23 protein-coding genes and 1 pseudogene are annotated in these 25,796 nt (G+C 72.5%); 12 read left to right on the forward strand and 12 right to left on the reverse strand.

Features of this window, described 5'->3' with window-relative positions; translation table 11 throughout:
* Positions 1–49: 49 nt before the first annotated feature.
* The 4 genes from ACZ7G3_RS10600 to ACZ7G3_RS10615 all read right to left on the reverse strand — a co-directional run bounded on the left by ACZ7G3_RS10600 (position 50) and on the right by ACZ7G3_RS10615 (position 4,291).
* On the reverse strand, positions 50–661 hold the full coding sequence (locus ACZ7G3_RS10600) for a Tat pathway signal sequence domain protein (protein ID WP_426526194.1): 612 nt from the start codon (positions 659–661) through the stop codon (positions 50–52).
* Positions 658–1,149, reverse strand: a complete 492-nt coding sequence (locus ACZ7G3_RS10605) for a hypothetical protein (RefSeq protein WP_470924700.1) — start codon at positions 1,147–1,149, stop codon at positions 658–660. Before ACZ7G3_RS10605 ends, ACZ7G3_RS10600 begins: the two co-directional genes overlap by 4 nt.
* Before the next feature lie 292 nt (positions 1,150–1,441).
* Positions 1,442–1,930, reverse strand: a complete 489-nt coding sequence (locus ACZ7G3_RS10610; protein WP_470924702.1) for a PaaI family thioesterase — start codon at positions 1,928–1,930, stop codon at positions 1,442–1,444.
* A gap of 81 nt (positions 1,931–2,011) precedes the next feature.
* The gene (locus ACZ7G3_RS10615) at positions 2,012–4,291 is read right to left on the reverse strand and encodes an FdhF/YdeP family oxidoreductase (protein WP_470924704.1); all 2,280 of its coding nucleotides are present in this window, start codon (positions 4,289–4,291) and stop codon (positions 2,012–2,014) included.
* A 286-nt stretch (positions 4,292–4,577) separates the two neighbouring features.
* Here ACZ7G3_RS10615 and polA point away from each other — a divergent pair, with 286 nt between their 5' ends.
* Positions 4,578–7,301, forward strand: coding sequence for a DNA polymerase I (gene polA, locus ACZ7G3_RS10620; RefSeq protein WP_426598312.1), 2,724 nt, complete (start codon positions 4,578–4,580; stop codon positions 7,299–7,301).
* 340 nt (positions 7,302–7,641) lie between these two features.
* Complete coding sequence (locus tag ACZ7G3_RS10625; protein ID WP_426598311.1) at positions 7,642–8,055, forward strand: hypothetical protein; 414 nt, start codon at positions 7,642–7,644, stop codon at positions 8,053–8,055.
* On the opposite strand, the gene ACZ7G3_RS10630 is transcribed toward ACZ7G3_RS10625, so the two are convergent.
* Positions 7,976–8,830 carry a DUF4184 family protein gene (locus ACZ7G3_RS10630; RefSeq protein ID WP_470924706.1) on the reverse strand — a complete coding sequence of 285 codons (855 nt, stop codon included), beginning with the start codon at positions 8,828–8,830 and terminating at the stop codon, positions 7,976–7,978. The two genes, ACZ7G3_RS10625 and ACZ7G3_RS10630, sit on opposite strands and share 80 nt — an antisense overlap.
* Before the next feature lie 238 nt (positions 8,831–9,068).
* On the opposite strand from ACZ7G3_RS10630, the gene ACZ7G3_RS10635 reads away from it, so the two are divergent.
* Positions 9,069–10,871 carry a lytic transglycosylase domain-containing protein gene (locus tag ACZ7G3_RS10635; protein ID WP_470924708.1) on the forward strand — a complete coding sequence of 601 codons (1,803 nt, stop codon included), beginning with the start codon at positions 9,069–9,071 and terminating at the stop codon, positions 10,869–10,871.
* Between the two features lie 69 nt (positions 10,872–10,940).
* Here the strand turns inward: ACZ7G3_RS10635 and hrpB are convergent, their stop codons facing one another.
* Positions 10,941–13,436: an ATP-dependent helicase HrpB gene (gene hrpB, locus ACZ7G3_RS10640; RefSeq protein WP_470924710.1), complete on the reverse strand. Its 2,496-nt coding sequence runs from the start codon at positions 13,434–13,436 to the stop codon at positions 10,941–10,943.
* 74 nt (positions 13,437–13,510) lie between these two features.
* Entirely contained in the window at positions 13,511–14,335 is an 825-nt protein-coding gene (locus ACZ7G3_RS10645) for a class I SAM-dependent methyltransferase (protein WP_426526192.1), read from the reverse strand.
* A 373-nt stretch (positions 14,336–14,708) separates the two neighbouring features.
* On the opposite strand from ACZ7G3_RS10645, the gene rpsA reads away from it, so the two are divergent.
* The 4 genes from rpsA (at position 14,709) to ACZ7G3_RS10665 (ending at position 18,576) form a co-directional block, all read left to right on the forward strand.
* Positions 14,709–16,217 (forward strand): 30S ribosomal protein S1, encoded by a 1,509-nt coding sequence (gene rpsA / locus ACZ7G3_RS10650; RefSeq protein WP_373902114.1) that lies wholly within the window; start codon positions 14,709–14,711, stop codon positions 16,215–16,217.
* 188 nt (positions 16,218–16,405) lie between these two features.
* Positions 16,406–17,344 carry a PAC2 family protein gene (locus tag ACZ7G3_RS10655; RefSeq protein WP_426598305.1) on the forward strand — a complete coding sequence of 313 codons (939 nt, stop codon included), beginning with the start codon at positions 16,406–16,408 and terminating at the stop codon, positions 17,342–17,344.
* A 65-nt stretch (positions 17,345–17,409) separates the two neighbouring features.
* Positions 17,410–18,015, forward strand: a complete 606-nt coding sequence (gene coaE, locus ACZ7G3_RS10660) for a dephospho-CoA kinase (RefSeq protein WP_470924713.1) — start codon at positions 17,410–17,412, stop codon at positions 18,013–18,015.
* Positions 18,016–18,195: 180 nt separating this feature from the next.
* Positions 18,196–18,576 (forward strand): tetratricopeptide repeat protein, encoded by a 381-nt coding sequence (locus ACZ7G3_RS10665; protein ID WP_426526142.1) that lies wholly within the window; start codon positions 18,196–18,198, stop codon positions 18,574–18,576.
* Positions 18,577–18,579: 3 nt separating this feature from the next.
* Here ACZ7G3_RS10665 and ACZ7G3_RS10670 read toward each other — a convergent pair whose 3' ends face one another.
* Entirely contained in the window at positions 18,580–18,897 is a 318-nt protein-coding gene (locus ACZ7G3_RS10670) for a DUF6343 family protein (protein WP_426598303.1), read from the reverse strand.
* Between the two features lie 81 nt (positions 18,898–18,978).
* Between ACZ7G3_RS10670 and ACZ7G3_RS10675 the strand changes: the two genes are divergently transcribed.
* Positions 18,979–19,920 carry an acyltransferase domain-containing protein gene (locus ACZ7G3_RS10675; RefSeq protein ID WP_470924716.1) on the forward strand — a complete coding sequence of 314 codons (942 nt, stop codon included), beginning with the start codon at positions 18,979–18,981 and terminating at the stop codon, positions 19,918–19,920.
* A 21-nt stretch (positions 19,921–19,941) separates the two neighbouring features.
* Positions 19,942–20,094 (forward strand): annotated as a pseudogene (locus tag ACZ7G3_RS10680) (SAM-dependent methyltransferase); the annotation flags it as partial.
* Positions 20,095–20,207: 113 nt separating this feature from the next.
* Here the strand turns inward: ACZ7G3_RS10680 and ACZ7G3_RS10685 are convergent.
* Both ACZ7G3_RS10685 and ACZ7G3_RS10690 read right to left on the reverse strand, forming a co-directional pair.
* Positions 20,208–20,864: an RNA-binding S4 domain-containing protein gene (locus ACZ7G3_RS10685; RefSeq protein ID WP_470924718.1), complete on the reverse strand. Its 657-nt coding sequence runs from the start codon at positions 20,862–20,864 to the stop codon at positions 20,208–20,210.
* A gap of 146 nt (positions 20,865–21,010) precedes the next feature.
* Entirely contained in the window at positions 21,011–21,421 is a 411-nt protein-coding gene (locus tag ACZ7G3_RS10690) for a hypothetical protein (protein WP_470924720.1), read from the reverse strand.
* Between the two features lie 389 nt (positions 21,422–21,810).
* Here ACZ7G3_RS10690 and ACZ7G3_RS10695 point away from each other — a divergent pair, with 389 nt between their 5' ends.
* Complete coding sequence (locus ACZ7G3_RS10695; RefSeq protein ID WP_470924722.1) at positions 21,811–22,536, forward strand: uracil-DNA glycosylase; 726 nt, start codon at positions 21,811–21,813, stop codon at positions 22,534–22,536.
* Positions 22,537–22,624: 88 nt separating this feature from the next.
* A complete protein-coding gene (pip, locus tag ACZ7G3_RS10700; protein ID WP_470924724.1) occupies positions 22,625–23,596 on the forward strand; it encodes a prolyl aminopeptidase in 972 nt (323 codons plus the stop codon).
* A 46-nt stretch (positions 23,597–23,642) separates the two neighbouring features.
* Here pip and ACZ7G3_RS10705 read toward each other — a convergent pair whose 3' ends face one another.
* The gene (locus ACZ7G3_RS10705) at positions 23,643–24,110 is read right to left on the reverse strand and encodes a GNAT family N-acetyltransferase (RefSeq protein WP_470924726.1); all 468 of its coding nucleotides are present in this window, start codon (positions 24,108–24,110) and stop codon (positions 23,643–23,645) included.
* Positions 24,107–24,520 carry a RidA family protein gene (locus tag ACZ7G3_RS10710; protein WP_470924728.1) on the reverse strand — a complete coding sequence of 138 codons (414 nt, stop codon included), beginning with the start codon at positions 24,518–24,520 and terminating at the stop codon, positions 24,107–24,109. The genes ACZ7G3_RS10705 and ACZ7G3_RS10710 overlap by 4 nt, the downstream gene beginning before the upstream one ends.
* Positions 24,521–24,672: 152 nt before the next feature.
* Between ACZ7G3_RS10710 and ACZ7G3_RS10715 the strand changes: the two genes are divergently transcribed.
* Positions 24,673–25,440 (forward strand): nucleotidyltransferase domain-containing protein, encoded by a 768-nt coding sequence (locus tag ACZ7G3_RS10715; protein ID WP_470924729.1) that lies wholly within the window; start codon positions 24,673–24,675, stop codon positions 25,438–25,440.
* Positions 25,441–25,796 lie beyond the last annotated feature (356 nt).

The raw sequence follows: 25,796 nt of genomic DNA on the forward strand, positions 1-25,796 counted from the left end.
ACCCGCAGGACCGCAGGGCGGTGTTCAGGTGTCTGGGGTGTTTTGGTGATTACCTGGAATCGTTGCCGCAGGTGTCCTCGATGGCCTGCGAGAGGTGCTGCGCATAGCGTTGCCCCAGGATGAAACTGTGGGCTTCTATTGCGTGCGTATTACGCAGTGTTACATCGAGAAAAGGGAGTCCGGGATTCCGCGGTGCTTCCTCGCATTCCGTCACCCGGAGCGTGATGATGATCATGCGGGCGGAAAGAGTCTTTGTCCGGAAAGGAGCGGCGGGCGACGACGTCATCGAGAGGCCGGCGTAGGGCTGGGTCAGCCGCGTCACGGTGACGGGTGGTCCCGACCGCACGCTCAGCCGCACCGCGAAGCTGAAACTGCCGGGCTCGGCGTTGCCGGGGCCGGGCACCGCGTCCAGGTAGTCGAGGTCGACCGCCTGGGAGGGGGGTGGCGGTGGGGGCGGCGGCGGTTGCCGCGGCCGGTCGGCGTACAGGTAGCCGCCGCCTGCCAGGAGGGCGAGTGCCGCGGCGGCGGTGAGGACGGTCCGGCGGTGGCGGTCGTAGTGCCGGGCGAGAGGTCCGCGCGGCCGGCCGCGGCGTGCGGGGGTGCCCGGGGCGTCCCAGGCGTGAGTGCCGTCGCCCGGCTCGAGGGGACCGGTGCCGCTCACCGCTGCCACGGGCCGTCGCTCGGACCGCCGTCGCGGTACTGCTCGACGCACGCCGCACGCGCCCGGCGGTCGGCCAGCTCCTCGGCGGCCCGGGTGCCTCGGTCGCGTTCCGTGGCCCGAGCGGCGTCCATGACCTCCCGGAGGATGTCGTACTGCCGGCCGGACAGCCCCATCGACTGGTAGTCGCCGTAGGGCTCGCCGCCGTGCAGCATCTCGCGTGCCCAGTAGCCGACGGCGCTCGTGCACAACTCCGCCCGGGACGGGGTTCGTCGGTCCGCCACCGATGTGGCTGTTCCGGAGGCGGCGCCGGAATCGGTCTCACCGGTGGAGGAGTTGACGCAGGCGGTCGTCAGGGCGGCGGTCGTCAGTGTCAGAGCGAGCGCGACCAGGGCGGGCGCGACCCGCCCGGGCCGACGTCGTTCGGGTACGCGCCGTGCGGGCCGGTGCCGTTGGGGCGCGACCTGCCCGTGCCGGTGCCGTTCGCGCACGAGCCGTGCGGGTCGGTGTCGTTCGGGTACGAGCCGTGCGGGTCGGTGCCGTTCGGACGTGAGCCGCCCGTGCCGGCGTCGTTCGGGCACGAGCCGTGCGGGTGTGAACCGGAATCGCCGAGCCGCCGCCCCCGGCCAGGGGGCCTCTCCCCGTCCCATGCCCCGACGCTAGAGCGCCGGGTGGCCGGCGGCAATGCCGTGGCCGCGGGGCGATGGGGCGGGCGGCCGGGGGATGCGTCCGGGTGAGGCCGCTGGGGCGGCCGGGGCCGTTCCGCGTCCGGTGCTGCGCCGCTCAGCCCGTCGCGCCCGCCCGTGCTCCGTCGCCGGGGTCGACGTCCCGCAGCAGGCAGGTCAGCCGGGCGGTGCACACGCGCCGGTCCTGCTCGTCGCTGATCACGATCTCGTACGTCGCCGTCGACCGGCCCCGGTGCACCGGTGTGGCCACCCCGGTGACCAGACCGGAGCGGGCCCCGCGGTGGTGGGTGCAGTTCAGGTCGACACCGACGGCGATCCTGGAGCTGCCGCCGTGCAGCATCGAGCCGACCGACCCGAGCGTCTCGGCCAGCACCGCGGAGGCGCCGCCGTGCAGCAGCCCGTACGGCTGGGTGTTGCCCTCCACCGGCATGGTGCCGACGACGCGGTCGGACGAGGCCTCGAGGATCTGGACGCCCATGCGCGTCCCGAGGTGCCCGGCGGAGAAGAGCGCGGGCAGGTCGACGCCGAGCGCGGCGTACTCGTCGATGACCTCCTGCGGGAACTGCACCTGCTGCTGCTCGCCCATGGGCCGGCTCCGTTTCGTCGCTCCGTCTGTCCGATCCGCCGGCCGGCCCTGGTGGGGCCCGCCGGCTGACTGAGCAAACGCTCAGTCGGTCGCCGATTGTTCCAGACGGACGACGACGGACTTGCTGGCCGGGGTGTTACTGGTGTCCGCGGTGGCGTCCAGCGGAACCAGGACGTTGGTCTCCGGGTAGTACGCCGCCGCGCAGCCCCGGGCGGTCGGATAGTGCACGACGCGGAAACCGGGCGCCCGCCGCTCCACCCCGTCCCGCCACTCGCTGACCAGGTCGACGTACGAGCCGTCCCGCACGTTCAGCTGCCGGGCGTCCGCCGGGTTGACCAGGACGACCCGGCGGCCGTTCCTGATGCCCCGGTAGCGGTCGTCCAGGCCGTAGATCGTGGTGTTGTACTGGTCGTGCGAGCGCAGCGTCTGGAGCAGCAGCCGTCCCTCGGGCAGCTCGGGGTACTCGATCGGCGCGGCGGTGAAGTTGGCCTTGCCGGTGGCCGTCGGGAAGCGGCGTTCGTCGCGCGGGGCGTGGGGGAGGGCGAAGCCTCCGGGGTGCGCCACGCGCGCGTTGAAGTCCTCGAAGCCGGGGATCACGCGCGCGATGCGGTCGCGGATCGTCGCGTAGTCCTTCTCGAACTCCTCCCAGGGTGTGCGGCTGCTCTCGCCCAGTACGCGGCGTGCCAGCCGGCACACGATCGCCGGCTCGGACAGCAGACGTGTGCTCGCGGGCTCCAGCCGGCCGCGGGAGGCGTGCACCATGCCCATGGAGTCCTCGACGGTGACGAACTGCTCACCACTGCTCTGGAGATCGCGCTCGGTGCGGCCCAGGGTCGGGAGGATGAGGGCTCGTGCGCCGGTGACGGCGTGCGAGCGGTTCAGTTTCGTCGACACGTGCACGGTGAGGCGGGCGCGGCGCATGGCCGCCTCGGTGACCTCCGTGTCGGGGGACGCGGAGACGAAGTTGCCGCCCATGGCGAAGAAGACCTTCGCCTCGCCGTCACGCAGCGCGCGGATGGCCCGTACGACGTCGTAGCCGTGTTCGCGCGGCGGGGCGAAGCCGAACTCCCTCTCCAGGGCGTCCAGGAAGGCGGGCGCGGGGCGTTCGAAGATGCCCATCGTGCGGTCGCCCTGCACGTTGGAGTGGCCGCGCACCGGGCAGACGCCGGCGCCCGGGCGGCCGATGTTGCCGCGCAGGAGGAGGAAGTTCACGACCTCGCGGATGGTGGGTACGGAGTGCTTGTGCTGGGTCAGGCCCATCGCCCAGCACACGATGGTGCGCTTCGAGGCGAGCACCATGCGCAGGGCTTCCTCGATCTCCGCGCGGGCGAGGCCGGTCGCCGTGAGCGTCTCGTCCCAGTCGGCGGCGCGGGCGGCCTCGGCGAACTCCTCGTAGCCGTGGGTGTGTTCCTCGACGAAGGTCCTGTCGACCGCGCCCTCGGTGTCGAGGATCAGCTTGTTGAGGAGCCGGAACAGGGCCTGGTCGCCGCCGAGGCGGATCTGCAGGAACAGGTCGGTGAGGGCGGCGCCCGTGGTGAGTCCCTTGGGGGTCTGCGGGTTCTTGAAGCGCTCCAGGCCGGCCTCGGGCAGCGGGTTGACGCTGATGATCTTCGCGCCGTTCGCCTTGGCGCGTTCCAGGGCGGAGAGCATGCGCGGGTGGTTGGTGCCCGGGTTCTGGCCGGCCACGATGATCAGGTCGGCCTTGTACAGGTCCTCCAGGAGGACGCTGCCCTTGCCGATGCCGATGGTCTCGCCGAGGGCCGAGCCGGACGACTCGTGGCACATGTTGGAGCAGTCCGGCAGGTTGTTGGTGCCGAGCTCGCGTGCGAAGAGCTGGTAGAGGAACGCGGCCTCGTTGCTGGTGCGTCCGGAGGTGTAGAAGACGGCCTCGTCGGGTGCGTCCAGGGCGGCGATCTCCTCCGCGACGATGTCGAAGGCGCGCTCCCAGGTGACCGGCTCGTAGTGCTCGCCGCCCTCCGGGAGGTACACCGGGTGGGTGAGCCGGCCCTGCTGGCCCAGCCAGTAGCCGCTGCGGGTGGCGAGGTCGGTGACGGTGTGCGCGGCGAAGAACTCCGGGGTGACCCGGCGCAGGGTGGCCTCCTCGGCCACGGCCTTCGCGCCGTTCTCGCAGAACTCGGCCTTGTGCCGGTGGTCCGGCTCCGGCCAGGCGCAGCCCGGGCAGTCGAAGCCGTCCTTCTGGTTGACGCTCAGCAGGGTCAGCGCGGTCCGCTTCACGCCCATCTGCCGCTGTGCCATCCGCAGGGTGTGGCCGATGGCCGGGATGCCCGCCGCCGCGTGCTGCGGGCCTGTGACCTGCGGCGCGTCCTGAACCGGATCACCTTTGGGCGGCTTGGTGGCCATCGCGCGCTCCTTCGCCTACACGTGTGAGGTACGTCTCCGATCCTCGCACGCCCCGCCGACATCGCCGGTGGCCGGGCGTGCGGGAGAGCGGGAGCGGGGGCCTGCCCGGGAGCGGTGCCGGCGAGGGGCGGTGACGGTGGGTGGCGCGGGTGGTGGTGGGCGGGGGCGCCGGCGGGTGGTTCGGCAGGTCACGGGCGGGGGGCGTCGGCCGGTGGTTCGGCAGGTCACGGGCGGGGGAGCGTGAGGGCGGGGCCGAGTGTCAGTGGTACGTGGCAGGATCGGGGTCGTGGCGAAGACAGCATCGAAGAAGACCGACAGCACATCCGGCGGCCGTCCGCGGCTGATGCTCATGGACGGGCACTCGCTGGCGTACCGCGCGTTCTTCGCGCTGCCCGCGGAGAACTTCACGACCGCGACGGGCCAGCCGACCAACGCGATCTACGGTTTCGCGTCGATGCTGGCCAACACGCTGCGTGACGAGGCGCCCACGCACTTCGCGGTGGCGTTCGACGTCTCCCGCAAGACCTGGCGGTCCGAGGAGTTCACGGAGTACAAGGCGAACCGCTCCAAGACCCCGGACGAGTTCAAGGGGCAGGTCGAGCTGATCGGCGAGCTCCTCGACGCGATGCACGTCTCCCGGTTCGCCGTCGAGGGCTTCGAGGCGGACGACGTGATCGCCACGCTCGCCACCCAGGCCGAGGCCGAGGGCTTCGACGTGCTGATCGTCACCGGTGACCGGGACTCCTTCCAGCTGGTCAGCGAGCACACCACGGTCCTGTATCCGACCAAGGGCGTCTCCGAGCTGACCCGGTTCACGCCGGAGAAGGTCTTCGAGAAGTACGGACTGACCCCCGCGCAGTACCCCGACTTCGCGGCGCTGCGCGGTGACCCGTCCGACAACCTGCCGGGCATCCCGGGTGTCGGTGAGAAGACGGCCGCCAAGTGGATCAACCAGTTCGGGTCGTTCGCGGAGCTGGTCGAGCGCGTCGACGAGGTCAAGGGCAAGGCCGGGCAGAACCTCCGCGACCACCTGGAGTCCGTCAAGCTCAACCGACGGCTCACCGAGCTGGAGCGGCGGGTCGAGCTGCCGAAGACGGTCACCGACCTGGAGCGTTCCGCGTACGACCGCAAGGGCGTCGCGGTGATCCTGGACACCCTGGAGATCCGCAACCCGTCCCTGCGGGAGCGGCTCTACGCCGTCGACCCCGGCGCCGAGGAGGCCGAGGAGACACCGGTGGTGGCGGACGGCGTGGAGCTGGACGGCACGGTGCTGGGCACGGGTGAGCTGGCCGGCTGGCTCGCCGAGCACGGCACGCGGCCCCTCGGCGTCGCCATGGTCGACACCTGGGCGCTGGGCACCGGCTCGGTCACCGAGGTCGCGCTCGCCGCGCCCGACGGGAAGGCCGCCTGGTTCGACCCGTCCGAGCTGGACGAGACCGACGAGAGGGCGTTCGCGGCCTGGCTGTCCGACGCGGACCGGCCGAAGGTCTTCCACAACGCCAAGGGTGCGATGCGCGTCTTCGCCGAGCACGGCTGGAGCGCAGCCGGGGTGGGCATGGACACGGCGCTCGCCGCCTATCTGGTCAAGCCGGGCCGCCGCTCCTTCGACCTGGACGCGCTGTCCCTGGAGTACCTGCACCGCGAGCTGGCCCCCGCCGCCGCGGCCGACGGCCAGCTGGCCTTCGGCGCGGACGAGGGCGCCGAGGCCGAGGCGCTGATGGTGCAGGCCCGCGCGATCCTCGACCTGGGCGAGGCCTTCGAGGGCCGCCTGGCCGACGTCGGTGCCGCGGACCTGCTGCGTGACATGGAGCTGCCCACGTCCGAGCTGCTGGCCCGTATGGAGCGGCACGGCATCGCGGCCGACCGGGCCCATCTGGAGGCCATGGAGCAGATGTTCGCGGGCGCCGTGCAGCAGGCGGTGAAGGAGGCGCACGCGGCGGCCGGGCGCGAGTTCAACCTGGGCTCGCCCAAGCAGCTCCAGGAGGTGCTCTTCGGCGAGCTGAACCTCCCCAAGACCAAGAAGACCAAGACCGGCTACACCACCGACGCCGACGCCCTGGCCTGGCTGGCGGCCCAGACCGACAACGAACTGCCGGTGATCATGCTCCGTCACCGTGAGCAGGCCAAGCTGCGCGTCACGGTCGAGGGTCTGATCAAGACGATCGCCGCGGACGGCCGCATCCACACCACGTTCAACCAGACGGTCGCCGCGACCGGCCGCCTCTCGTCCACGGACCCGAACCTGCAGAACATCCCGGTCCGCACGGACGAGGGCCGCGCGATCCGCCGCGGCTTCGTCGTCGGCGAGGGCTTCGAGTCCCTGATGACGGCCGACTACAGCCAGATCGAGCTGCGCGTGATGGCCCACCTCTCCGAGGACGCGGGGCTGATCGAGGCCTTCACCTCCGGTGAGGACCTGCACACCACCGCCGCCGCGCAGGTCTTCTCCGTCGAGCAGTCCGCCGTCGACGCGGAGATGCGCCGCAAGATCAAGGCCATGTCGTACGGCCTGGCGTACGGTCTGTCGGCCTTCGGCCTCTCCCAGCAGCTCAACATCGAGGCCGCCGAGGCCCGTGGCCTGATGGACGCCTACTTCGAGCGGTTCGGCGGCGTACGGGACTATCTGCGCCGGGTCGTCGACGAGGCGCGGGCGACGGGTTACACGGCGACTCTCTTCGGCCGCCGCCGCTACCTGCCCGACCTCAACAGCGACAACCGGCAGCGCCGCGAGGCGGCCGAGCGCATGGCGCTGAACGCCCCGATCCAGGGCACGGCGGCCGACATCGTCAAGATCGCCATGCTCAACGTGGACAAGGCGCTGCGCGAGGCCGGCCTGGCGTCCCGGATGCTGCTCCAGGTCCACGACGAAATCGTCCTGGAGATCGCCCCCGGCGAGCGGGCGGCGGCGGAGGAGCTCGTCCGCCGCGAAATGGCGAACGCGGTGCGGCTCAGGGTGCCCCTGGGCGTCTCGGTGGGCGCGGGCCCGGACTGGGAGTCCGCGGCGCACTAGCCTCGGGCGGTCGGCGGTCGGCGGTCGGCGGTCGAGGGTCGAGGGTCGAGGGTCGGCGGTCGGCGGTCGGCGGTACCGGGGCGCGGGAGCGTCGCGAGACCGGCACTTCCCGCGCCTTGCTCCCGCGCCTTGCTCCCGCGCCCTGCTCCCGCGCCCCGCGCGTCGGGGCGCGGGGTCGGTTGGCGGTGCGGACCCCGGTGGTGGCCAGCGGTGGACCGGCGTCCTGCTCCTGGCCAGGGCGGGTGACTCGCTCGCACGGCCCCGCCCGCCCCGCCGGGCACATCACTCAGGTGGCCCCCGCGGAAACGCCACCGCGCCTGGCGCCCGTGAGGATGCGGGCATGGGTATACGCATGCTCCACCACCGGACGACACCGGCACGGGCACGCACAGACGGACCCGCCCGCGTGCCGTTCCTGAGGGTCCCGGTCGTCGCGCCGGGCGCGAGTACCGGCCGCATCCCCGCCACGGTCACGACGGCCCTGCGCCGCACCGCGGCCGGCCTGCGCCGCGGACTCGCCCACCGGAACCCGGCCACCGCGCCCCCACGCGGGACGCCCGCCAGGAGCCCGTGGGCCGACCTGGCCCGCGGCTACCTGGCGCTCGCCCTGACGCTGCTGCCGCGGTCACGCCCCGCACACACCTTCACCGTGTTCGTCGCGAACGCCGACACCCTCAGTGCGCGACCCGGCGGTCCGGCTCCGTACCGACGTCTTCCCGGCTTCCGGGGGCCGGAGCCCGACGCCACGCCCTGACCCCCACGGCGTACAGCAGCAGCCCCGGGACGAGCCCCGCGCCCGCCCCGAAGCACACCGTCGGGATCAGCTCCCAGGGCTTCGCGACGGCTCCCCAGTGGTCCCACCACCGGGCCGCCCGCTGCACCGCCCCGGCCACCGCGCAGCCGCCCAGCACCGCCCAGGCCCACCAGCGGTCCCCCGCCGAGAGGACCGGGACGCCCAGCGGCTCGGCCCGGGGCGCGCGGCGCAGTGCCCGTATCAGGAACACGGCGATGACGACCGCCGCCACCGCGGAACCGCCGTACTGGAGGTACCAGTAGAGCGGTGACCCCGCGATCTCCCGGTCCAGGGCCGGGAACACCCGTGTCCCCCAGCGGTCGTGGTGCGTGAACGCGTCCCACACCACGTGCGTCAGCGCCCCCAGCACCGCCGACACGTACCACCGCACCACGAGGGACGGCCGCACGCGCGCGCGTGGTGCCCCGCAGCGCAGCAGCGCGGCGGCGCGTCCCTGCCGGGCCCGCGGCAGCAGCGCCACCAGCGGTTCGCGGATCAGCAGCCACAACCCCACCAGCGCCCAGGCGATGACCACGTCGATGGTGAAGACGCCCGGGAAGGAGTGCGTGACGTCCCCGAACTCCATCGCTCCGGACAGGAAACTCGCCGCGTAGTAGGTCATGTCGGGCGAGAAGGACCCCGCCACCAGCACGGCCGGTACCAGCCGCCCCCGGCCGGCCCCGTCGCCCCGCACGGCGGGCAGCACGGCGGCCGCATGACTGAGGGTGAAGGGCAACGGAACTCCTCTTATGGCCAACCGGTGAATATCGGGCACGAACGGGTGCCCGAGCAAAGCAAGTTGTCGTAGGGTCGCCTGCGGCACCGTACTGGTCGGACAGACGAACATCACGCTCGGAAAGTTGCGGTGCGACCACCGCCACCGACCGGTCGTCACAACAGGGCGGGTACGACGGCGGGACAGCCGAAGGCTGACAGAGACAGACGCGCAGGCGTCCACGGGAGGGGTTCACTCTATGGCGGCGCAGTTCGACAGGAGACTCCGCAAGGCGGCGGTCACCACCACCGTCGCGGCGGTCGCGGTCGCGGCCCTGTCCGCGTCCCAGGCTCCCCACGTGACGGCCGACGCCCACGGCAGACAGACCACCGCCGACAACGTGCCGGCATCCGACACGCCCCCCACGGAGAGCGCCACCGGCAACTCGCCGTACTACACGGACCTGCCGCCGCTCAACAGCCCGAGCCCCGCACCGACCATCGGCACCCCCGCCTCCCGGGGCACGTCCGAGGCGGGCATTCCGGCGACCGTCCTCGACGCCTACAAGAAGGCCGAGGCGGCGCTGCGCCAGTCCAAGCCCGGCTGCAACCTGCCGTGGCAACTCCTCGCCGCCATCGGCAAGGTGGAATCGGGCCAGGCCCGAGGCGGTCGCGTCAACGCCGACGGCACCACGACCAGCCCCATCATCGGCCCCCAGCTCGACGGCAACGGCTTCGCGCTCATCAAGGACACCGACAACGGCGTCTACGACGGCAACAGCGCCTACGACAACGCCGTCGGCCCCATGCAGTTCATCCCGTCCACCTGGGCCTGGGCCGGCCGTGACGGCAACGCCGACGGCAAGGAAGACCCCAACAACATCTACGACGCCGCGCTCGCCGCCGGCCACTACCTGTGCCGCTTCGGCTGGGACCTGTCCACCCAGGCCGACCTCGACCGCGCGATCCTCAGCTACAACAACTCACAGGACTACCTGCGTACGGTCCTGTCCTGGCTGGAGCACTACCGCAAGGGCACCCACGAGATCCCGGACGGCACCGGCACCCTGCCCGTGGGCCGCAGCGACGACGACAAGGACGTGACCGGGCCCAGCCCCTCGCCCGGCGGAACCGGCGCGACCACCGGCCCCCGGGCCCCGGGCACGACGACGCCCACCCCCGAGAAGCCGGTCAAGCCCACCGAGCCCGCCGAGCCTTCGGACCCCGGCACCGGCTCCCCGGACCCCGGTTCGTCCGACCCGTCCGATCCGGGAACACCGTCCGAGACCCCGACCCCCACCGACACGGTGCACCACCTGGAGAACGCCGGCACCACGGGCCTCACCGCCACCGCGGGCGACACGTTCGCCAACAGGATCAGCACCCGAGCCGAGACCAAGGGCGGAAAGGCCGTCGGCAAGGTGCGGATCCGCTTCACCGTCGTGGGCGACACGGACGCCACCTTCACCGGCGGTGAGAAGGTCGCCGCGGTCATCACCGACGCCTCCGGCGTGGCCGTCGCGCCCTCGCTGGTGGCGGGTGAGAAGACCGGCGGGTTCACCGTCCGTGCCACCGTCGTGGGCCGCACCGTCGGTCTCGACTACAAGGCCACCGTCACCGAGCGCGTCGCCGACACCCTCGCGCGCACCAGCGACACCGCCCTGACGTGCACGCCGGGCGGCGAGTTCGCCGACCGGGTCGAGGTGAGGGCCACGCACAGGGGCGCCGCCGCCGACAAGGTCGCCGTCACCGCCACGCTCGTCAAGTCGGTTCTCGACCCGGCCGAGAACGACAAGGGCCCCTACTTCAAGGACACCGACGGCAAGGCCGTCCGCACCCTGACCGGCCTGAAGACCGACGCCAAGGGCCTGCTGACGCTGCCGAAGCTGTACGCGGACGACACCAGCGGCACGTTCGTGCTGCGTCTGACCACCGCGGGCGGCGCCACGGCCAACGTCCAGCTGAAGGTGGCCGAGGCGGAGCCGACGCCGAGCCCGTCCCCCGAATCGCCCGACGCCTCGCCCAGCCCGTCCACCGAGCCGTCGACGGAGCCGGAAGCGTAGGCGCGGCACCCGCGCGAACGACCGAGGGGCGCCCTCCGCCGGGGCGCCCCTCGGCGCGTCGCCACCCGCTCACTTCGCGAGCCGGGCCTTGGTGTGCCGCGTCGGCTCCGCGGTGGCCGGGTCCTCGGGCCACGGATGCTTCGGGTACCGGCCGCGCAGCTCCGCCCGTACGCCCCTGTAGCCGTCCTTCCAGAAGGAGGCCAGGTCGGCGGTGACCGCGGCCGGGCGGCCGGCGGGGGAGAGGAGATGGACGAGGAGCGGCACCCCGGCGATCTCCGGCGAGTGCTGGAGACCGAACATCTCCTGCAACTTCACCGCGAGGACCGGCTGCCGGGGGTCTCCGTAGTCGATCCGGATCCTTGACCCACTGGGCACGACGATCCGCTCCGGGGCGAGTTCGTCGAGCCGCGCGGCCTCCCCACCGGCCCAGGGCAGCAGCCGCGCCAGCGCCTGCCCGGCGTCGATCCGCGCCAGGTCGGCCCGCCGCCGGGCCCGGCTCAGCTCGGGTTCCAGCCACTCGTCCACGCGCGCGTGCAGCGCTTCGTCGCCGACGTCGGGCCAGGGGTCGCCGAGCCGCAGCCGCAGAAAGGCGAGCCGCTTGCGCAGCACGTCGGCCTCGGCCGACCAGCGCAGCAACCCGAGCCCCTCCTGCCGCAGCCCCTCCAGCAGCGCGTGCCGTACGAGACCCGGGTCGGCGCCGGTCAGCGGCCGTACCGCGAGTTCCACCGCCCCGAGCCGTTCGACACGCCGGGCCACGACGTCGCCGCCGCCCCAGTGCACCTCGTCCCGCTCCTCCAGCAGCGCCCCCGCCGCGAGCCGGGCCGTCGCCTCGTCGACGACCGCCCCGAGCTGCACGCGCGCGTGCCCCTTTCCCACGGGCCGGTCGGCCACGGCGACGGCGATCCACGGCGCGCCCCGCAGCGCCGACGCCTCCGGCAGCTCGGCCCGGGTGCCGGAGACCATCAGGTACGAACCGCCGTCCTTCCTGGCCACCCGTTCGGGGAAGGCCAGAGCGGCCACCAGCCCGGCGAGAGCGTCCTCGGTGAGGCCCGGCTCCCCCCGGCCGTCCCCCTGCCCCACGGCGCCCCGCAGCCGCCGCACCTCGCTCCGCCACCGCGTCCCATAGGCGTCACCCGCACGCCGGGCGGCCCTCAGCGCGGACGCGAGGTCGTCCCCGTACTCCCGCGGCGGTTCCTCACTGAGCAGGGCGACCACCTCGACGACCGCACGCGACGCGCCCGCGTCGAGCAGCGCCCGCCCCAGCCGCGGATGCAGGCCGAGACGGGTCAGCCGTACACCCCGGCCGGTGGCCCGGCCGGCGGAGTCCACCGCGCCCACGGCCGTCAGCACCGACCGGGCCGCCGCCATCGCCCCGCCCGGCGGTGGATCGAGCAGCGCCAGCCCGGACGCGTCGGGATCGCCCCAGCAGGCCGCCTGCAACGCGAACGCCGTCAGGTCGGCCACCTTGATCTCCGGCGCCGGGAACCGCGGCAGACGGGCGTCCTCCGCCTCCGCCCAGCAGCGGTACACCACACCCGGAGCCTCACGCCCCGCCCGCCCGGCACGCTGCCGCGCCGCTGCCCGGGAGGCGCGTACCGTCGTCAGCGCGCTCAGTCCGCGCGCGTGGTCCACCCGCGGCTCCCGCGCCAGCCCCGCGTCCACGACCACCCGCACGCCCGGCACCGTCAGCGACGACTCGGCCACCGAGGTCGCCAGCACCACCCGGCGCCGCGCCCCGGGAACCAGCACCGCGTCCTGCACGGCCGCCGGCGCCCGCCCGTGCACCTGGAGCACGTCGACACCCCCGAGGCCCCCGAGCTGTCCGGCGACCCGGGCGATCTCCCCGACGCCCGGCAGGAAGCACAGCACGTCCCCGTCCCGCTCGGCCAGCGCCCGCCGCACCACCGACGCCACGTGCGCGAGCAGCGCCGGGTCCACCCGCATCCCGTGCGGCGGCCTCACCGGACGCACCGGCGGGGCCCACACCACCTCCACGGGGTACGACACGCCCCGCGCCTCGACGACCGGCGCCCCGCCCAGGAGCCGGGCCCAGCCCTCCGCGTCGGTCGTGGCCGACGCCGCCACCAGCCGCAGCTCCGGCCGCAGCGCCTGACGCACGTCCCACAGGAACGCCGCCGTCGTGTCCGCGTCCAGATGCCGCTCGTGGCACTCGTCGAGCACCACCACGTCGACGCCCGTCAGCTCCTGGTCCCGCTGGAGCCGCTGCAACAGCACACCGGTCGTGACGACCTCCACGCGCGTGTGCCGTCCGACGACCCGTTCGCCGCGCACGGTGTACCCGACGCTCGCGCCGGGCTGCTCACCCAGCAGCCACGCCATCCGCCGGGCCGCCGCCCGCGCCGCGATCCGCCGCGGCTCGGCCACCACCACACGCCGCTCGGGCCCCTCGCCCAGCAGGCCGGCCAACGCGAGCGGCACCAGTGTCGTCTTGCCGGTGCCGGGCGGGGCGACCAGCACCGCGGTGCCGTGCCCCTCCAGGGCGTCGTGCAGTGCGGGCAGGGCACCGCGTACGGGCAGGGCGTCCAGGGCGTCGTAACGGATCACGCCCCCAGTGTCGTACGCCGGCGAAACCACCGGTCACGCGCGTGCGCACGCAAGCGGGCGTGGATTCAGGGCATTCAGTCGCGCTCGCACACGAAGATCGCCGTCCCCGGGATGAGATGCCCGCGCAGCGGTGACCAGCCGCCCCATTCGGAGGTGTTCCACTCCGGCCACTCCGGCTCCACCAGATCCACCAGCCGGAACCCCGACGTCACGACGTCCCGGACACGGTCGCCGAGCGTCCTGTGGTGCTCGACGTACACCGCGCGGCCCTCGTCGTCCTGCTCGACGTACGGCGTGCGGTCGAAGTAGGAGGCGGACACCGACAGTCCCTCCGGGCCCGGCTCGTCCGGGAACGCCCAGCGCAGCGGGTGCGTGACGGAGAAGACGAAGCGGCCCCCGGGCCGCAGCACCCGGCGCACCTCCCGCAGCACCAGCCGCGGGTCGGCGACGAAGGGCAGCGCCCCGTACGCCGAGCACGCCAGGTCGAAGGAGCCGTCCGCGAAGGGCAGCGCGGACGCGTCGGCGCAGACCAGGGGGAAGGCACCGCCGATCCGCAGGGCGTGCTGGAGCTGGCGGTGGGAGAGGTCCAGGGCCACCGGCCGGGCACCCTGGACGGTCAGCCAGCGCGAGCACTGGGCGGCGCCGGCACCGATCTCGAGGACGTCCTTGCCCTTCAGGTCCTCCGGAGGGCCGAGCAGCTCGGCCTCCACCTCGTCCAGCCCTTCGGGACACCACACGAAGCGGTCGTCGCCGAGGAAGGTGCCGTGCTCGACCTGGTACTCGTCCGCGTTCCGGTCCCACCAGCCGCGGTTGGCGCGGGAGCTCTCCGTGACACCGGCGGCACGCCGGGTGGCCTCCGGTTCGGCTGCTGCGGCGTCGGACGCTTCGGGCTCTTGGATGACCGGCTCCTCGTACTTGTTCTGCTGACTCTTCTGCGCCGCCTGTCCCGCGTGTCGCGCAAGGGACGTCCGGGGTTCGCGTGGCCTCGGGAGACGGCTTTTGTGCCGGGTATGCGACGATCCGCCCCGGGTGTGCGGCTTCGCGCATTGACCCTGCCCGGCTGCCCCCGTATGCTACAAGTTGCGCTGCGGGCCTGCGCACCTCAGACGTAGCAGGTCGCGCTCGCATCTGTTGTATGTCCCCTCGGTTCTCGAGGTGTCACCCCTGGTTTCGGTGACACTTCCTTGGCTGTCCGGCTTCTGCAGAGCGAAACGGGCTCCCGGCGTAAGCAGTACCTACGACTTCAATGTCCGTACCGGAGCCCTTTCCCACATGACGAGCAGCACCGAGACCACCGCCACCACCCCGCAGGTTGCGGTCAACGACATCGGTAACGAGGAAGCTTTCCTCGCCGCGATCGACGAAACGATCAAGTACTTCAACGACGGCGACATCGTCGACGGCGTCATCGTGAAGGTCGACCGGGACGAGGTCCTGCTCGACATCGGTTACAAGACCGAAGGTGTCATCCCGAGCCGCGAGCTCTCGATCAAGCACGACGTCGACCCCAACGAGGTCGTCGCCGTCGGTGACGAGATCGAGGCCCTTGTTCTCCAGAAGGAGGACAAGGAAGGCCGCCTGATCCTCTCGAAGAAGCGCGCCCAGTACGAGCGTGCCTGGGGCACCATCGAGAAGATCAAGGAAGAGGACGGCATCGTCACCGGTACCGTCATCGAGGTCGTCAAGGGTGGTCTCATCCTCGACATCGGCCTCCGCGGCTTCCTCCCGGCCTCCCTGGTCGAGATGCGCCGTGTCCGCGACCTCCAGCCCTACGTGGGCAAGGAGCTCGAGGCGAAGATCATCGAGCTGGACAAGAACCGCAACAACGTGGTCCTGTCCCGCCGTGCCTGGCTGGAGCAGACCCAGTCCGAGGTCCGCCAGACCTTCCTCACCACCCTCCAGAAGGGTCAGGTGCGGTCCGGCGTCGTCTCCTCGATCGTCAACTTCGGTGCCTTCGTGGACCTGGGTGGCGTCGACGGTCTGGTCCACGTCTCCGAGCTGTCCTGGAAGCACATCGACCACCCGTCCGAGGTTGTCGAGGTCGGCCAGGAGGTCACCGTCGAGGTCCTCGACGTCGACATGGACCGCGAGCGTGTCTCCCTGTCGCTGAAGGCGACCCAGGAAGACCCGTGGCAGCAGTTCGCCCGCACCCACCAGATCGGCCAGGTCGTGCCCGGCAAGGTCACGAAGCTGGTGCCGTTCGGTGCGTTCGTCCGCGTGGACGAGGGCATCGAGGGTCTGGTCCACATCTCCGAGCTGGCCGAGCGCCACGTGGAGATCCCGGAGCAGGTCGTCCAGGTCAACGACGAGATCTTCGTCAAGGTCATCGACATCGACCTCGAGCGTCGCCGCATCAGCCTCTCGCTGAAGCAGGCCAACGAGGCCTTCGGTGCCGACCCGTCGGCGGTCGAGTTCGACCCGACCCTGTACGGCATGGCCGCGTCGTACGACGACCAGGGCAACTACATCTACCCCGAGGGCTTCGACCCCGAGACCAACGACTGGCTCGAGGGCTACGAGACCCAGCGCGAGGCGTGGGAGACCCAGTACGCCGAGGCGCAGCAGCGCTTCGAGCAGCACCAGGCGCAGGTCATCAAGTCCCGCGAGGCGGACGAGAAGGCCGCTGCCGAGGGTGTCGACACCGCGGGTGCGGCTCCGGCCGCGTCCGGTGGTGGCGGCGGCGGCTCGTACTCCTCCGAGGGCGGCGACAACTCCGGCGCCCTGGCGTCGGACGAGGCGCTGGCCGCGCTGCGCGAGAAGCTGGCCGGCGGCCAGAGCTGAACGCAGGCTGAGCAGCAGCTCACCATCGAGCGGTAGCTCGTGAACCGAGGGCCCGCACCCTTTCCGGGGTGCGGGCCCTCGGCGTGTCCACCTCGCTCCGGGCCTCCGCCCGTTCGGCGCGCGGACGGGGAATGCCCGGGCCCGGCCCCTTGTTGTTGCGTACGAACACCAGGAGGGGAGCGGTCACTGTGCTTGATCCGCAGGGTTTGTACGCATGGGAGCCGAAGGGCTTGGCCGTCGTCGACATGGCACTCGCCCAGGAGTCGGCGGGGCTGGTCATGCTCTACCACTTCGACGGATACATCGACGCCGGCGAGACCGGCGACCAGATCGTCGACCAGGTCCTCGACTCGCTGCCCCACCAGGTCGTCGCACGCTTCGACCACGACCGGCTCGTGGACTACCGGGCACGCCGGCCGCTGCTGACCTTCAAGCAGGACTCCTGGACGGACTACGAGGAACCCACCATCGAGGTGCGGGTCGTCCAGGACGCCACCGGAGCGCCCTTCCTGCTGCTGTCGGGTCCCGAGCCGGACGTCGAATGGGAGCGCTTCGCCGCAGCCGTACAGCAGATCGTCGAGAGGCTCGGCGTCCGCCTCGCGGTCAGCTTCCACGGCATCCCCATGGGCGTCCCGCACACCCGCCCCGTCGGCATCACCCCGCACGGCAACCGCACCGACCTGGTACCGGGCCACCGCAGCCCCTTCGAGGAGGCGCAGGTCCCCGGCAGCGCCGAGGCGCTCGTCGAGTACCGGCTCATGCAGGCCGGCCACGAGGTGCTGGGCATCGCCGCGCACGTGCCGCACTACATCGCCCGCTCCCCGTACCCGGACGCGGCGCTGACCGCCCTGGAGTCGATCACCGCCGCGACCGGCCTGGTCCTGCCGGGCATCGCGCACTCCCTGCGCACGGACGCCCACCGCACCCAGACGGAGATCGACCGGCAGGTCCAGCAGGGCGACGAGGAACTCACCGCCCTCGTGCAGGGCCTGGAGCACCAGTACGACGCCGCCGCGGGCGCCGAGACCCGCGGCAACATGCTCGCCGAGCCCGTCGAGATCCCGTCGGCGGACGAGATCGGCCGCGAGTTCGAACGATTCCTGGCGGAGCGGGAGGGCGACGGCTGACGCCGCTTCGTCGCCTCGCCGGCCGGCCGGACGGGACGGCACCGGCAGGCCCTAAGCTTCCGCTCATGCTGAAGGTGGGCCTGACCGGCGGAATCGGCGCCGGCAAGAGCGAGGTGTCACGGCTGCTCGTCGAGCACGGCGCCGTACTGATCGACGCGGACCGGATCGCACGCGAGGTCGTCGCGCCGGGGACGCCCGGGCTCGCGGCGGTCGTGGAGGCGTTCGGCGAGGACGTCCTCGCCGAGGACGGCAGCCTGGACCGGCCGAGACTCGGCTCGATCGTGTTCGCCGACCCGGAGAAGCTGGCCTCGCTGAACTCGATCGTGCACCCCCTGGTCGGCGCCCGTTCCCGTGCCCTCGAGGAGGCCGCCTCCGCCGACGCCGTCGTCGTCCACGACGTCCCCCTGCTCACGGAGAACGGTCTGGCGCCGCAGTACGACGTCGTGGTCGTCGTGGACGCCGACCCCGCCACCCAGCTCGACCGACTCGTACGGCTGCGCGGCATGACCGAGCAGGACGCACGCGCGCGCATGGCCGCCCAGGCGACGCGCGAGCAGCGGCGGGAGATCGCGGACGTGGTCATCGACAACGACGTGCCACTGGACGAGCTGCGGGCCCGCGTGGAAGAGGTGTGGGCCGAACTGACCCGCCGGGCGCACGCAGCGCGCTGAGCGGCGCGGCCGGCCGGCCCGGAGGCCTTACTTCGGTGGTTCCGGTGGTTCCGGTGGTTCCGTGACTCCGGCGGCTCTGCGGCTCCCGGGCGGGCCGGGGCTCCCGGTCGCCCCGGTCGCCCCAGGAATAGCGGTCCCCGCGCGGGCGTTGATCCCCTTCAGTGAGGGAAGGACTCTGCCGTGCCCGAGACCAGCGGTTCGACCGGACGTACCCCGGAGACGGACGTCATCGACTTCCGCGCCGCCGAGCAACTGCTTGCGGCGCGGGATCCCCAAGGCGCGGTGAAACTGCTCGACGGGGTCATCGCCGCACATCCCGAGAGCACTGCCGCGCGGCTGCTGCGCGCGCGTGCCTTCTTCGCGGCGGCGCAACTGAGACCGGCCGAGCTGGAGTTCACGATCGTCCTGGAGCGGGAGCCGGACAACGCGTTCGCGCACTTCGCACTCGCCCGCACCTATGAGCGCCGTGGCTGCCACGACCAGGCCCGGCGCCACTTCCGGCTGGCGGCGGCTCTGGACCCGAATCCGGAGTATCTGGAGCAGGCGCGGTTCGACTCCTGACGGTCAGCTCTTCGGAGGCCTGTACGGGGGCGTGTACGGAGGCCCGTACGTGGGTGGGTACGGCGGGCTGTGCGGCGGCCGGTACGGCGGGATGTCCGGGCCGGGCTGGTAGTGGGGGCCTTGGCGGAGGTGCCGGATGATCACGGTCAGGTCGACCGTGACGACGAGCCACAGCACTCCGCACGCGAGCGCCCATCCCAGCCGCCCGGTGAGCGCGAAGGCGGCCGTGCCGAAGATCGCCCAGACCAGGCCCCACACACTCAGCCAGAAACGCGCCCGCAGGGCACTGCGCGCGGTGGTCGGTTCACTGCCGGTACGCATCGGATCGCCACTCCTGTGGAAAACATACTCCGGGAGACGACGAGCGGGGAATGACGAGCGCGGAAAGAGGGGGAAGCGACCGTGCCACCGGACGGACCAGCCCTGCCGGACGCCGACGGCCTGCCCGAGGTACTGCTCGACCTGGCGGTGCCGCACGAGGACATCAACACACTGGTGGGACTGAGCGGGGCGGTGGCGCACGACGCCGGAGTGACGCGGCTGCTGGAGGAGTGCGTCCTGGAACTGGTCCGGGACCTCGGGGACGTGGCCGGGGACGCCGGGAACCGGGAGGGTGTGCGGCGGTTCGGGGAGCGTCTGACCGAGGCGCCCCAGGCGCTGGGCGCGTACTTCGCCGCGTACGTGTTCGTCGCGGCGCTGCCGTACACACGCGCGTACCACCAGGAGCGCGGCATTCCGGCCGAGGTCACCCGACACACCCTCGCCGACCTGGGACGGAACATGGCGAGCCACCGCAGGCGGCACGGCACGGGCGGGGTGCGGGCGCCGCAGTGGCTGGTGCACCACTTCCGGGGAGAGCTGTACCAACTGGGGCGGCTGCAGTTCGAGCGGGCCACGGTCGGGCAGCGCGCGGCACCGGTGCTGCGGGCGGCCGGGCTGGACGCGATGCCCGGTGAGGCCTGCCTGAACCTGCACATCCCGGACTACCGCGGCCCGCTCACGCCGGCCGCCTGCGACCGCTCGCTCACACTGGCCGGGGACTTCTTCCGACGGCACTTCCCCGAGGAGACCTATCGAGCCGCGATGTGCCAGTCCTGGCTCCTCGACCCTCAGCTGAAGAGGTACCTGGCCGCGGACTCCAACATCGTCCGGTTCCAGGAACGCTTCCGGGTGGCGTGCGAGGACACTGCGCCGGCCGACGAGGAACCCGTCCGTTTCGTCTTCGGGAACCCCTGCCTGCCGGCCGAGGGGCTGCCGCGGCGCACCTCGGTGGAGCGGGCCGTCGGGGACCACCTGCGGGCCGGCGGCCACTGGTACATCGGACACGGCTGGTTTCCGTTCTGACGGCGGGTCTCCGTCCCATGGGTCTGGACACAGACCTTCCTGGCCCGGCCGCTGACCACGGAGCAGTCCGAGGAGGCACTGGGGGAGGAGGGGCTCGGGGTGGACCGGTATCTCACCGACGACGGGACCTGGGTGAGGGCGGTTCGCGTGCCCGGGACAGCGGACCGGCGATGAGTTCCGGGCCGGCGAGTGGGCCGATTCCCGGACGGCATCAGCCCTGACAGCGTCATGCACCGCTCGGCTTGGCTCGGCTCAACTCTGATCCGATCAGGGCAGATCAGATCAGATCAGATCTGATCAGGCTTGGTCTCGGCGTCCCTACGGGCGCGGCTCAGGCTTTCCAGTCCGCGCAGGCGCTCCAGCTCGCGGCGGTCTCGCTTGGTCGGGCGGCCGGCGCCGCGGTCGCGGATGCCGGCCGGGGCGACGGCCTCGCGGGGCGGGGGCGGCGGGGAGTTGTCGATGTAGCACTGCGCGGCGACCGGGGCACCGACGCGCTTGCGGATCAGCCGCTTCACGACGACGACGCGTTCCCTGCCCTCCTGCCGCAGGCGCACCTCGTCGCCGACGCGCAGTGAGTACGCGGGTTTCACACGCTCGCCGTTCACCCGGACATGGCCGCCTCGGCAGGCGGTCGAGCCGAGGGAGCGGGTCTTGAAGAGGCGGACGGCCCAGATCCAGCTGTCCACGCGGACGCTCTCGCCGTCCTTCGGCCCGGCCGCCTCGGCCGCGGCGATCGCGGCGGCGGTCTTGGGGTCCGGGGCCTGGGCGGCGGCAGCGGCGCCCTCGCCACCCGGGTCGGGCTGCTGCGCGGTGCCCTTCGGGCCGACCGTGCCGTCGGTCCTTCGGTCGGCCGTCGACCCGGCCGTCGCCCCGTGCGTCGTCCCGGTGGCGCCCTGCGGGGCGGCCGCCCCGCCGTTCCAGTCCTCGTCATGCTCGGAAGCCATGGCTCGACCTTAACCGCCCGGCCCGGCGAGAGGGGCCCCAGTTTCGGTGGGCCCGGCCGCGTCCGCTGGCCGGCGCGCGACGAACCCCGGCGCGCGACGAACCCCGGCGCGCGACGAACGCGCGGCGCCGGGGCTCGACGACAGGCTCAGTACCGCGTGGGGAACAGCTGGAGCTTGGCCTTGTTGCCGGAGACCGCCTTCACCCAGATCTTCAGGTTGTTGAACTTGACGGTGCCACCAGGGCTGGAGCTGCCGCTGAGGCGCCCGTCGGCGGCCGACATCTTCACGGACCGGGAGCTGACACTCGTGATCTTCAACTTCCCGAACCCGAACGTGCGGCTGTCGACCTTGATGGTCCTGGGCGCCGACACGGTGATCTTGCAGCGCCCGTCGTAGCAGGGCCCGTTGGCGGCAGACGCCACCGGTGTCATGACGCCGAAGCCGAGTGTGCCCGCCATCGTCAGCGTCACGGCAGTCGTCGCGGCCCGCCGGCGCATACCGGCGGTACCGGCGGTGGTCACCAGGGTGGTGGCTGTCAGTCGACGGATAGGGTTCACGTCATTGTCCTCCGGTCGAGCGGAAACGGTACGGCGGGGGAGTTCCTGAGCCGTCGGAGCGCAGGCACGGCACCGGTGCGCTCGGAGCCGAGGCGGTCGGTCGGTGCCCCGCTGCACCGAGTCCAGCACCCGCCTGGTTGTTCAGTAACCTGCTCCGTCCCACTGAACAACTCGCGGCTGCCGCCAGGGGCAGGGGGCGGCGCCGACAGCGCGCGGTGACCACCCAGAGCGGTGGAGGACGTCACACGGTTCCCGCCCCGCCCTGTCGCGCGCGGTCCGGCGATCGGCCCGCGGCGGCCCGGCGGCTCAGTGACCCGGCGGCTGAGTGGCCCGGTGGCTCGGTGGCCTCGCATCCCGACGTGTTCCGGGGACGGTTTTACGGTGGAAGCATGGACACCAGCGGGGAAACCAGCGGCCTCTCCGTACTCGACCAGCGGATCGCGGGGTGCCGGGCCTGTCCGCGGCTGGTCGACTGGCGGGAGGAGGTGGCCCGCACCAAGCGGGCGGCCTTCGCCGACTGGACGTACTGGGGCAGGCCGGTACCGGGCTTCGGACCGCCGGACGCGCGTCTGCTGATCGTCGGACTCGCCCCGGCGGCCCACGGCGGCAACCGCACCGGCCGGATGTTCACCGGTGACCGTTCCGGAGACGTGCTGTACCGGGCGCTGTACGACGTGGGCCTCGCGTCCCAGCCCACCGCCGTCTGCGCCGACGACGGCCTCGAACTGTACGGCGTGCGCGTCACCTCGCCGGTGCACTGCGCGCCGCCCGCCAACAAGCCCACCCCCGCCGAGCGCGACACCTGTCGTCCCTGGCTCGTCCAGGAGCTGGGTCTGCTACGGCCGACGCTGCGGGCCGTGGTGGTCCTCGGCGGGTTCGGCTGGCAGGCGGCGCTGCCCGCGTTCGCCGAGGCGGGCTGGCCGGTGCCCCGCCCCCGCCCAGCCTTCGCGCACGGCGGGCACGTCATGCTGGACGCCCCCGACGGGACCGGCCTGCACCTCTTCGGCTGCTTCCACGTCAGCCAGCGCAACACGTTCACCGGCCGGCTCACCCCCGAGATGCTCCGGGAGGCGCTGCGCACGGCGGCCGAGGCGGCGGGGCTGCCCACCCGATGAAGAGCGGCGGGACCGCCCACCCGGTAAGGGGGTTGCCCATCCGGTAAAGAGGATGAGCATCCCGGGCCGAGGGCGCTACGGTGCCCCGATGGGCCTGTATCCGGAGATCGAACCGTACGACCACGGTATGCTCGACGTCGGAGACGGCAACCGTGTCCACTGGGAGACCTGCGGGAACCCGCACGGCAAGCCCGCGCTGGTGCTGCACGGTGGGCCGGGATCCCGCACGAGCCCGAACCTCAGACGGTACTTCGACCCGGCCGCCTACCGGATCGTGCTCCTCGACCAGCGCGGCGCCGGACGGTCGGTCCCCCGGGCGAGCGAGTACGACACCGACATGAGCGTCAACACGACCGCCCACCTCATGGCGGACCTGGAACGGTTGCGCGCCCACCTGGGCATCGAACGCTGGTTGGTGTGGGGCGTGTCGTGGGGGTCGGTACTGGGACTGCGGTACGCGCAGACCCACCCGGGGGTGGTGTCCGAGCTGGTGCTGACCGGGGTCGCGACCGGCTCCCACGCCGAAGTGGCCCTCATGACCCGAGGGTTGGGGAAGATCTTCCCCGAGGCCCACGAGCGGTTCCTCGCCGAACTGCCCGCGGACGAACGCGACGGCAACCCGGCCGCCGCGTACAACCGGCTGCTGGAGTCGCCCGACGCCGAAGTCCGAACCCGGGCCGCCCGTGCCTGGACCGACTGGGAGACGGCGGTGATCCCCGCGCCGCCGCGCTCGGTCGCCCGGTTCGAGGACCCGGAGTTCCGCATGGGCTTCGCACGTACCGTCACGCACTACTGGGGCAACGACCACTTCCTCGGTGACGGCGACGGCGACGACGAGGGCGTGGTCCTCAGGGACGCGCACCTGCTGAAGGGCATCCCCGGCACCCTGGTGCAGGGCAGCCTCGACTTCGGCAACCTCCTGGGCGTCGTATGGCGGCTCCACCACGCCTGGCCGGACAGCGAACTGGTGATCGTGGACGAGGCCGGACACGACGCCGGAGCGATCGGTGACGACGTACTGGTGGCGGCGACGGACAGGTACGCGCGCGCAGGCGCCTGACGGGCCGTGGGGCGCGTCCGGCCCGCCCGGCCCCCCAATCCGCGCCCTACGGCCGCCACACGTACCGCACGTCCGGCTCCCGTTCCTCGTTCCCGGCGCCGTCCGTCCACTCCACGGCCGTGAACCCGTGCCGTTCGTAGAAGCGGTGCGCGGGCGCGTTGACCTGGAAGGTCCACAGCGAAAGCCCGTCCGGCCTGCGTTCCTTGGCCAGTGCGACGAACCGGTCCCCGATACCGCGCCCGCGCCAGTCCGGCGCGAGATACAACTGCGCCAGCTCCCCCTCCTCCAGCACCATCACGCCGACGACATCACGGCCGGCGGCCTCCGCCACCCATGTCTCGCGCAGCGGGACCAGCACGTGACGGAAGTAGCCCTGAACCTCGTCGTCGGTGCGGGGCCGGACCACGGTGGGCAGCGCGGCGGTGAAGGAACGCAGCCAGACGCCGGCCGCCGCACGGGCGTCGGCGCCGTCCGCCCGCCGCAGGACGACCGGTTCGCTTCCCTCCCGGCTCACGGACGTGTCTCCTCCGGCACGACCGCGGTCGCCGTGATCTCCACCAGCTGCCCCGGATACCCGAGGCAGTTCACCCCGAGCAGCGTCGAGGAGTGCGGGCCGGTACTGAGCCCGGACGCCTCGACGACGTCCCAGACGGCGGACAGGTCGGCGGTCTCACCACTCACCACGTACACATCGGTCGAGAGCACGTGCCTCAGCTCGCTCCCGACCGCGCGCAACTGCTCGGTGAGGTTCGCGATCACCTGCTCGGCCTGACGGACCGGGTCGCCCTCCCCGACCAGCTTCCCCTCCGCGTCGAGTGGAACCGAGCCGGCCAGGAAGGCGAGCCTCGTCCCGACCTCGACGACGGAGGCGTGGGAGTAGGTGGGCGGCGGAAACAGGCCGGGCACGGTGACGCGCTGGATCACGTGGGCTCCTGAGACGGTCCGGAGAACGGGCGATTTCCCGATCGTCCGTTCTCCGGACCGCCTCCGCATCCGAATTTCCCTCGCGGCCCGCGACCGGGCCGCCTAGGCTTCCGGCGTCCGTCACGCCGCCCCACCGCCAGGAGCCCGAAGCAGTGCCCACCCTCACGGACCAGGCCTTCCTCGACACGACAGCCGACCGGCTCGCCGCCCTCCCCTCCGTCCGGGCGGTCACCCTCGGCGGCTCCCGGGCCCAGGGCACCCACGGGCCCGACAGCGACTGGGACCTGGCGGTCTACTACCGGGGAGCCTTCGACCCGGACGACGTCCGCGCCCTCGGCTGGGCCGGGGAGGTCTCCGACATCGGCGCCTGGGGCGGCGGCGTCTTCAACGGCGGCGCCTGGCTGACGATCGACGAACGCCGGGTAGACCTGCACTACCGCGACCTCGACGTGGTCGAGCACGAGGTGGCGGAGGCCGAGGCGGGACGCTTCGCCGTCGAGCCGCTGATGTTCCACCTGGCGGGCATCCCGACGTACCTGGTCGTCGCGGAGCTGGCGATCAACGAGGTGCTGCGCGGCGAACTTCCCCGCCCCGCCTACCCGCAGGCCCTCCGTACCACCGCCCCCGAGCACTGGTACGGAGCGGCCACCGCCACCCTCGCCTACGCCAAGGCGGGCCACGCCCCCAAGGGCGCCCTCACCCAGGTCGCCGGCGCGATCGCCCTCGCCGCGACCCAGACGGCGCACGCGGTACTGGCGGCCCGCGGGGAGTGGGTCACCAACGAGAAGGGGCTGGTCGAGCGGGCCGGGCTGAGCGGGATCGACGTGCTGCTGGCGGACCTGACACCCCGGCCGGACGCCCTGGCGCGGTCGGTGACGCGTGCCGGGAGGCTGCTCCGTGGGGCCATGGAGGAAGGCTGACGTCGCGGGGAGGAAGAGGCCGATGGCCAGTGCGTCGCGGGACGCGTGGCGGCGACGCACAGCGGGGAGCCGGCCCGTCGCGGTTCCCGGCGGTGACGCGGCGCGTCAGTGTCCCGCAGCCGGGTCACCGCCGTACGCGGACCAGCGGCACATCGGCCACGTCCGCCGCCGTGTACCTCCGCACGGGCAACGGCGTCCCAGGGCCAAGACGACCCCGTGTACGTGGCGTGGCCCAACGGCGGTGTCCAGAAGGCGCGTTGAGCTACGGTGGACCATCGTTGCGGCCGGGAGCGCGCGGGTCTCCCGGTGTATCTCAAGGGTCAGTACGGCATCCTCGTCCTTCGGGCACAGGCCAT

The organism is Streptomyces sp. NPDC037271, from assembly GCF_055603605.1.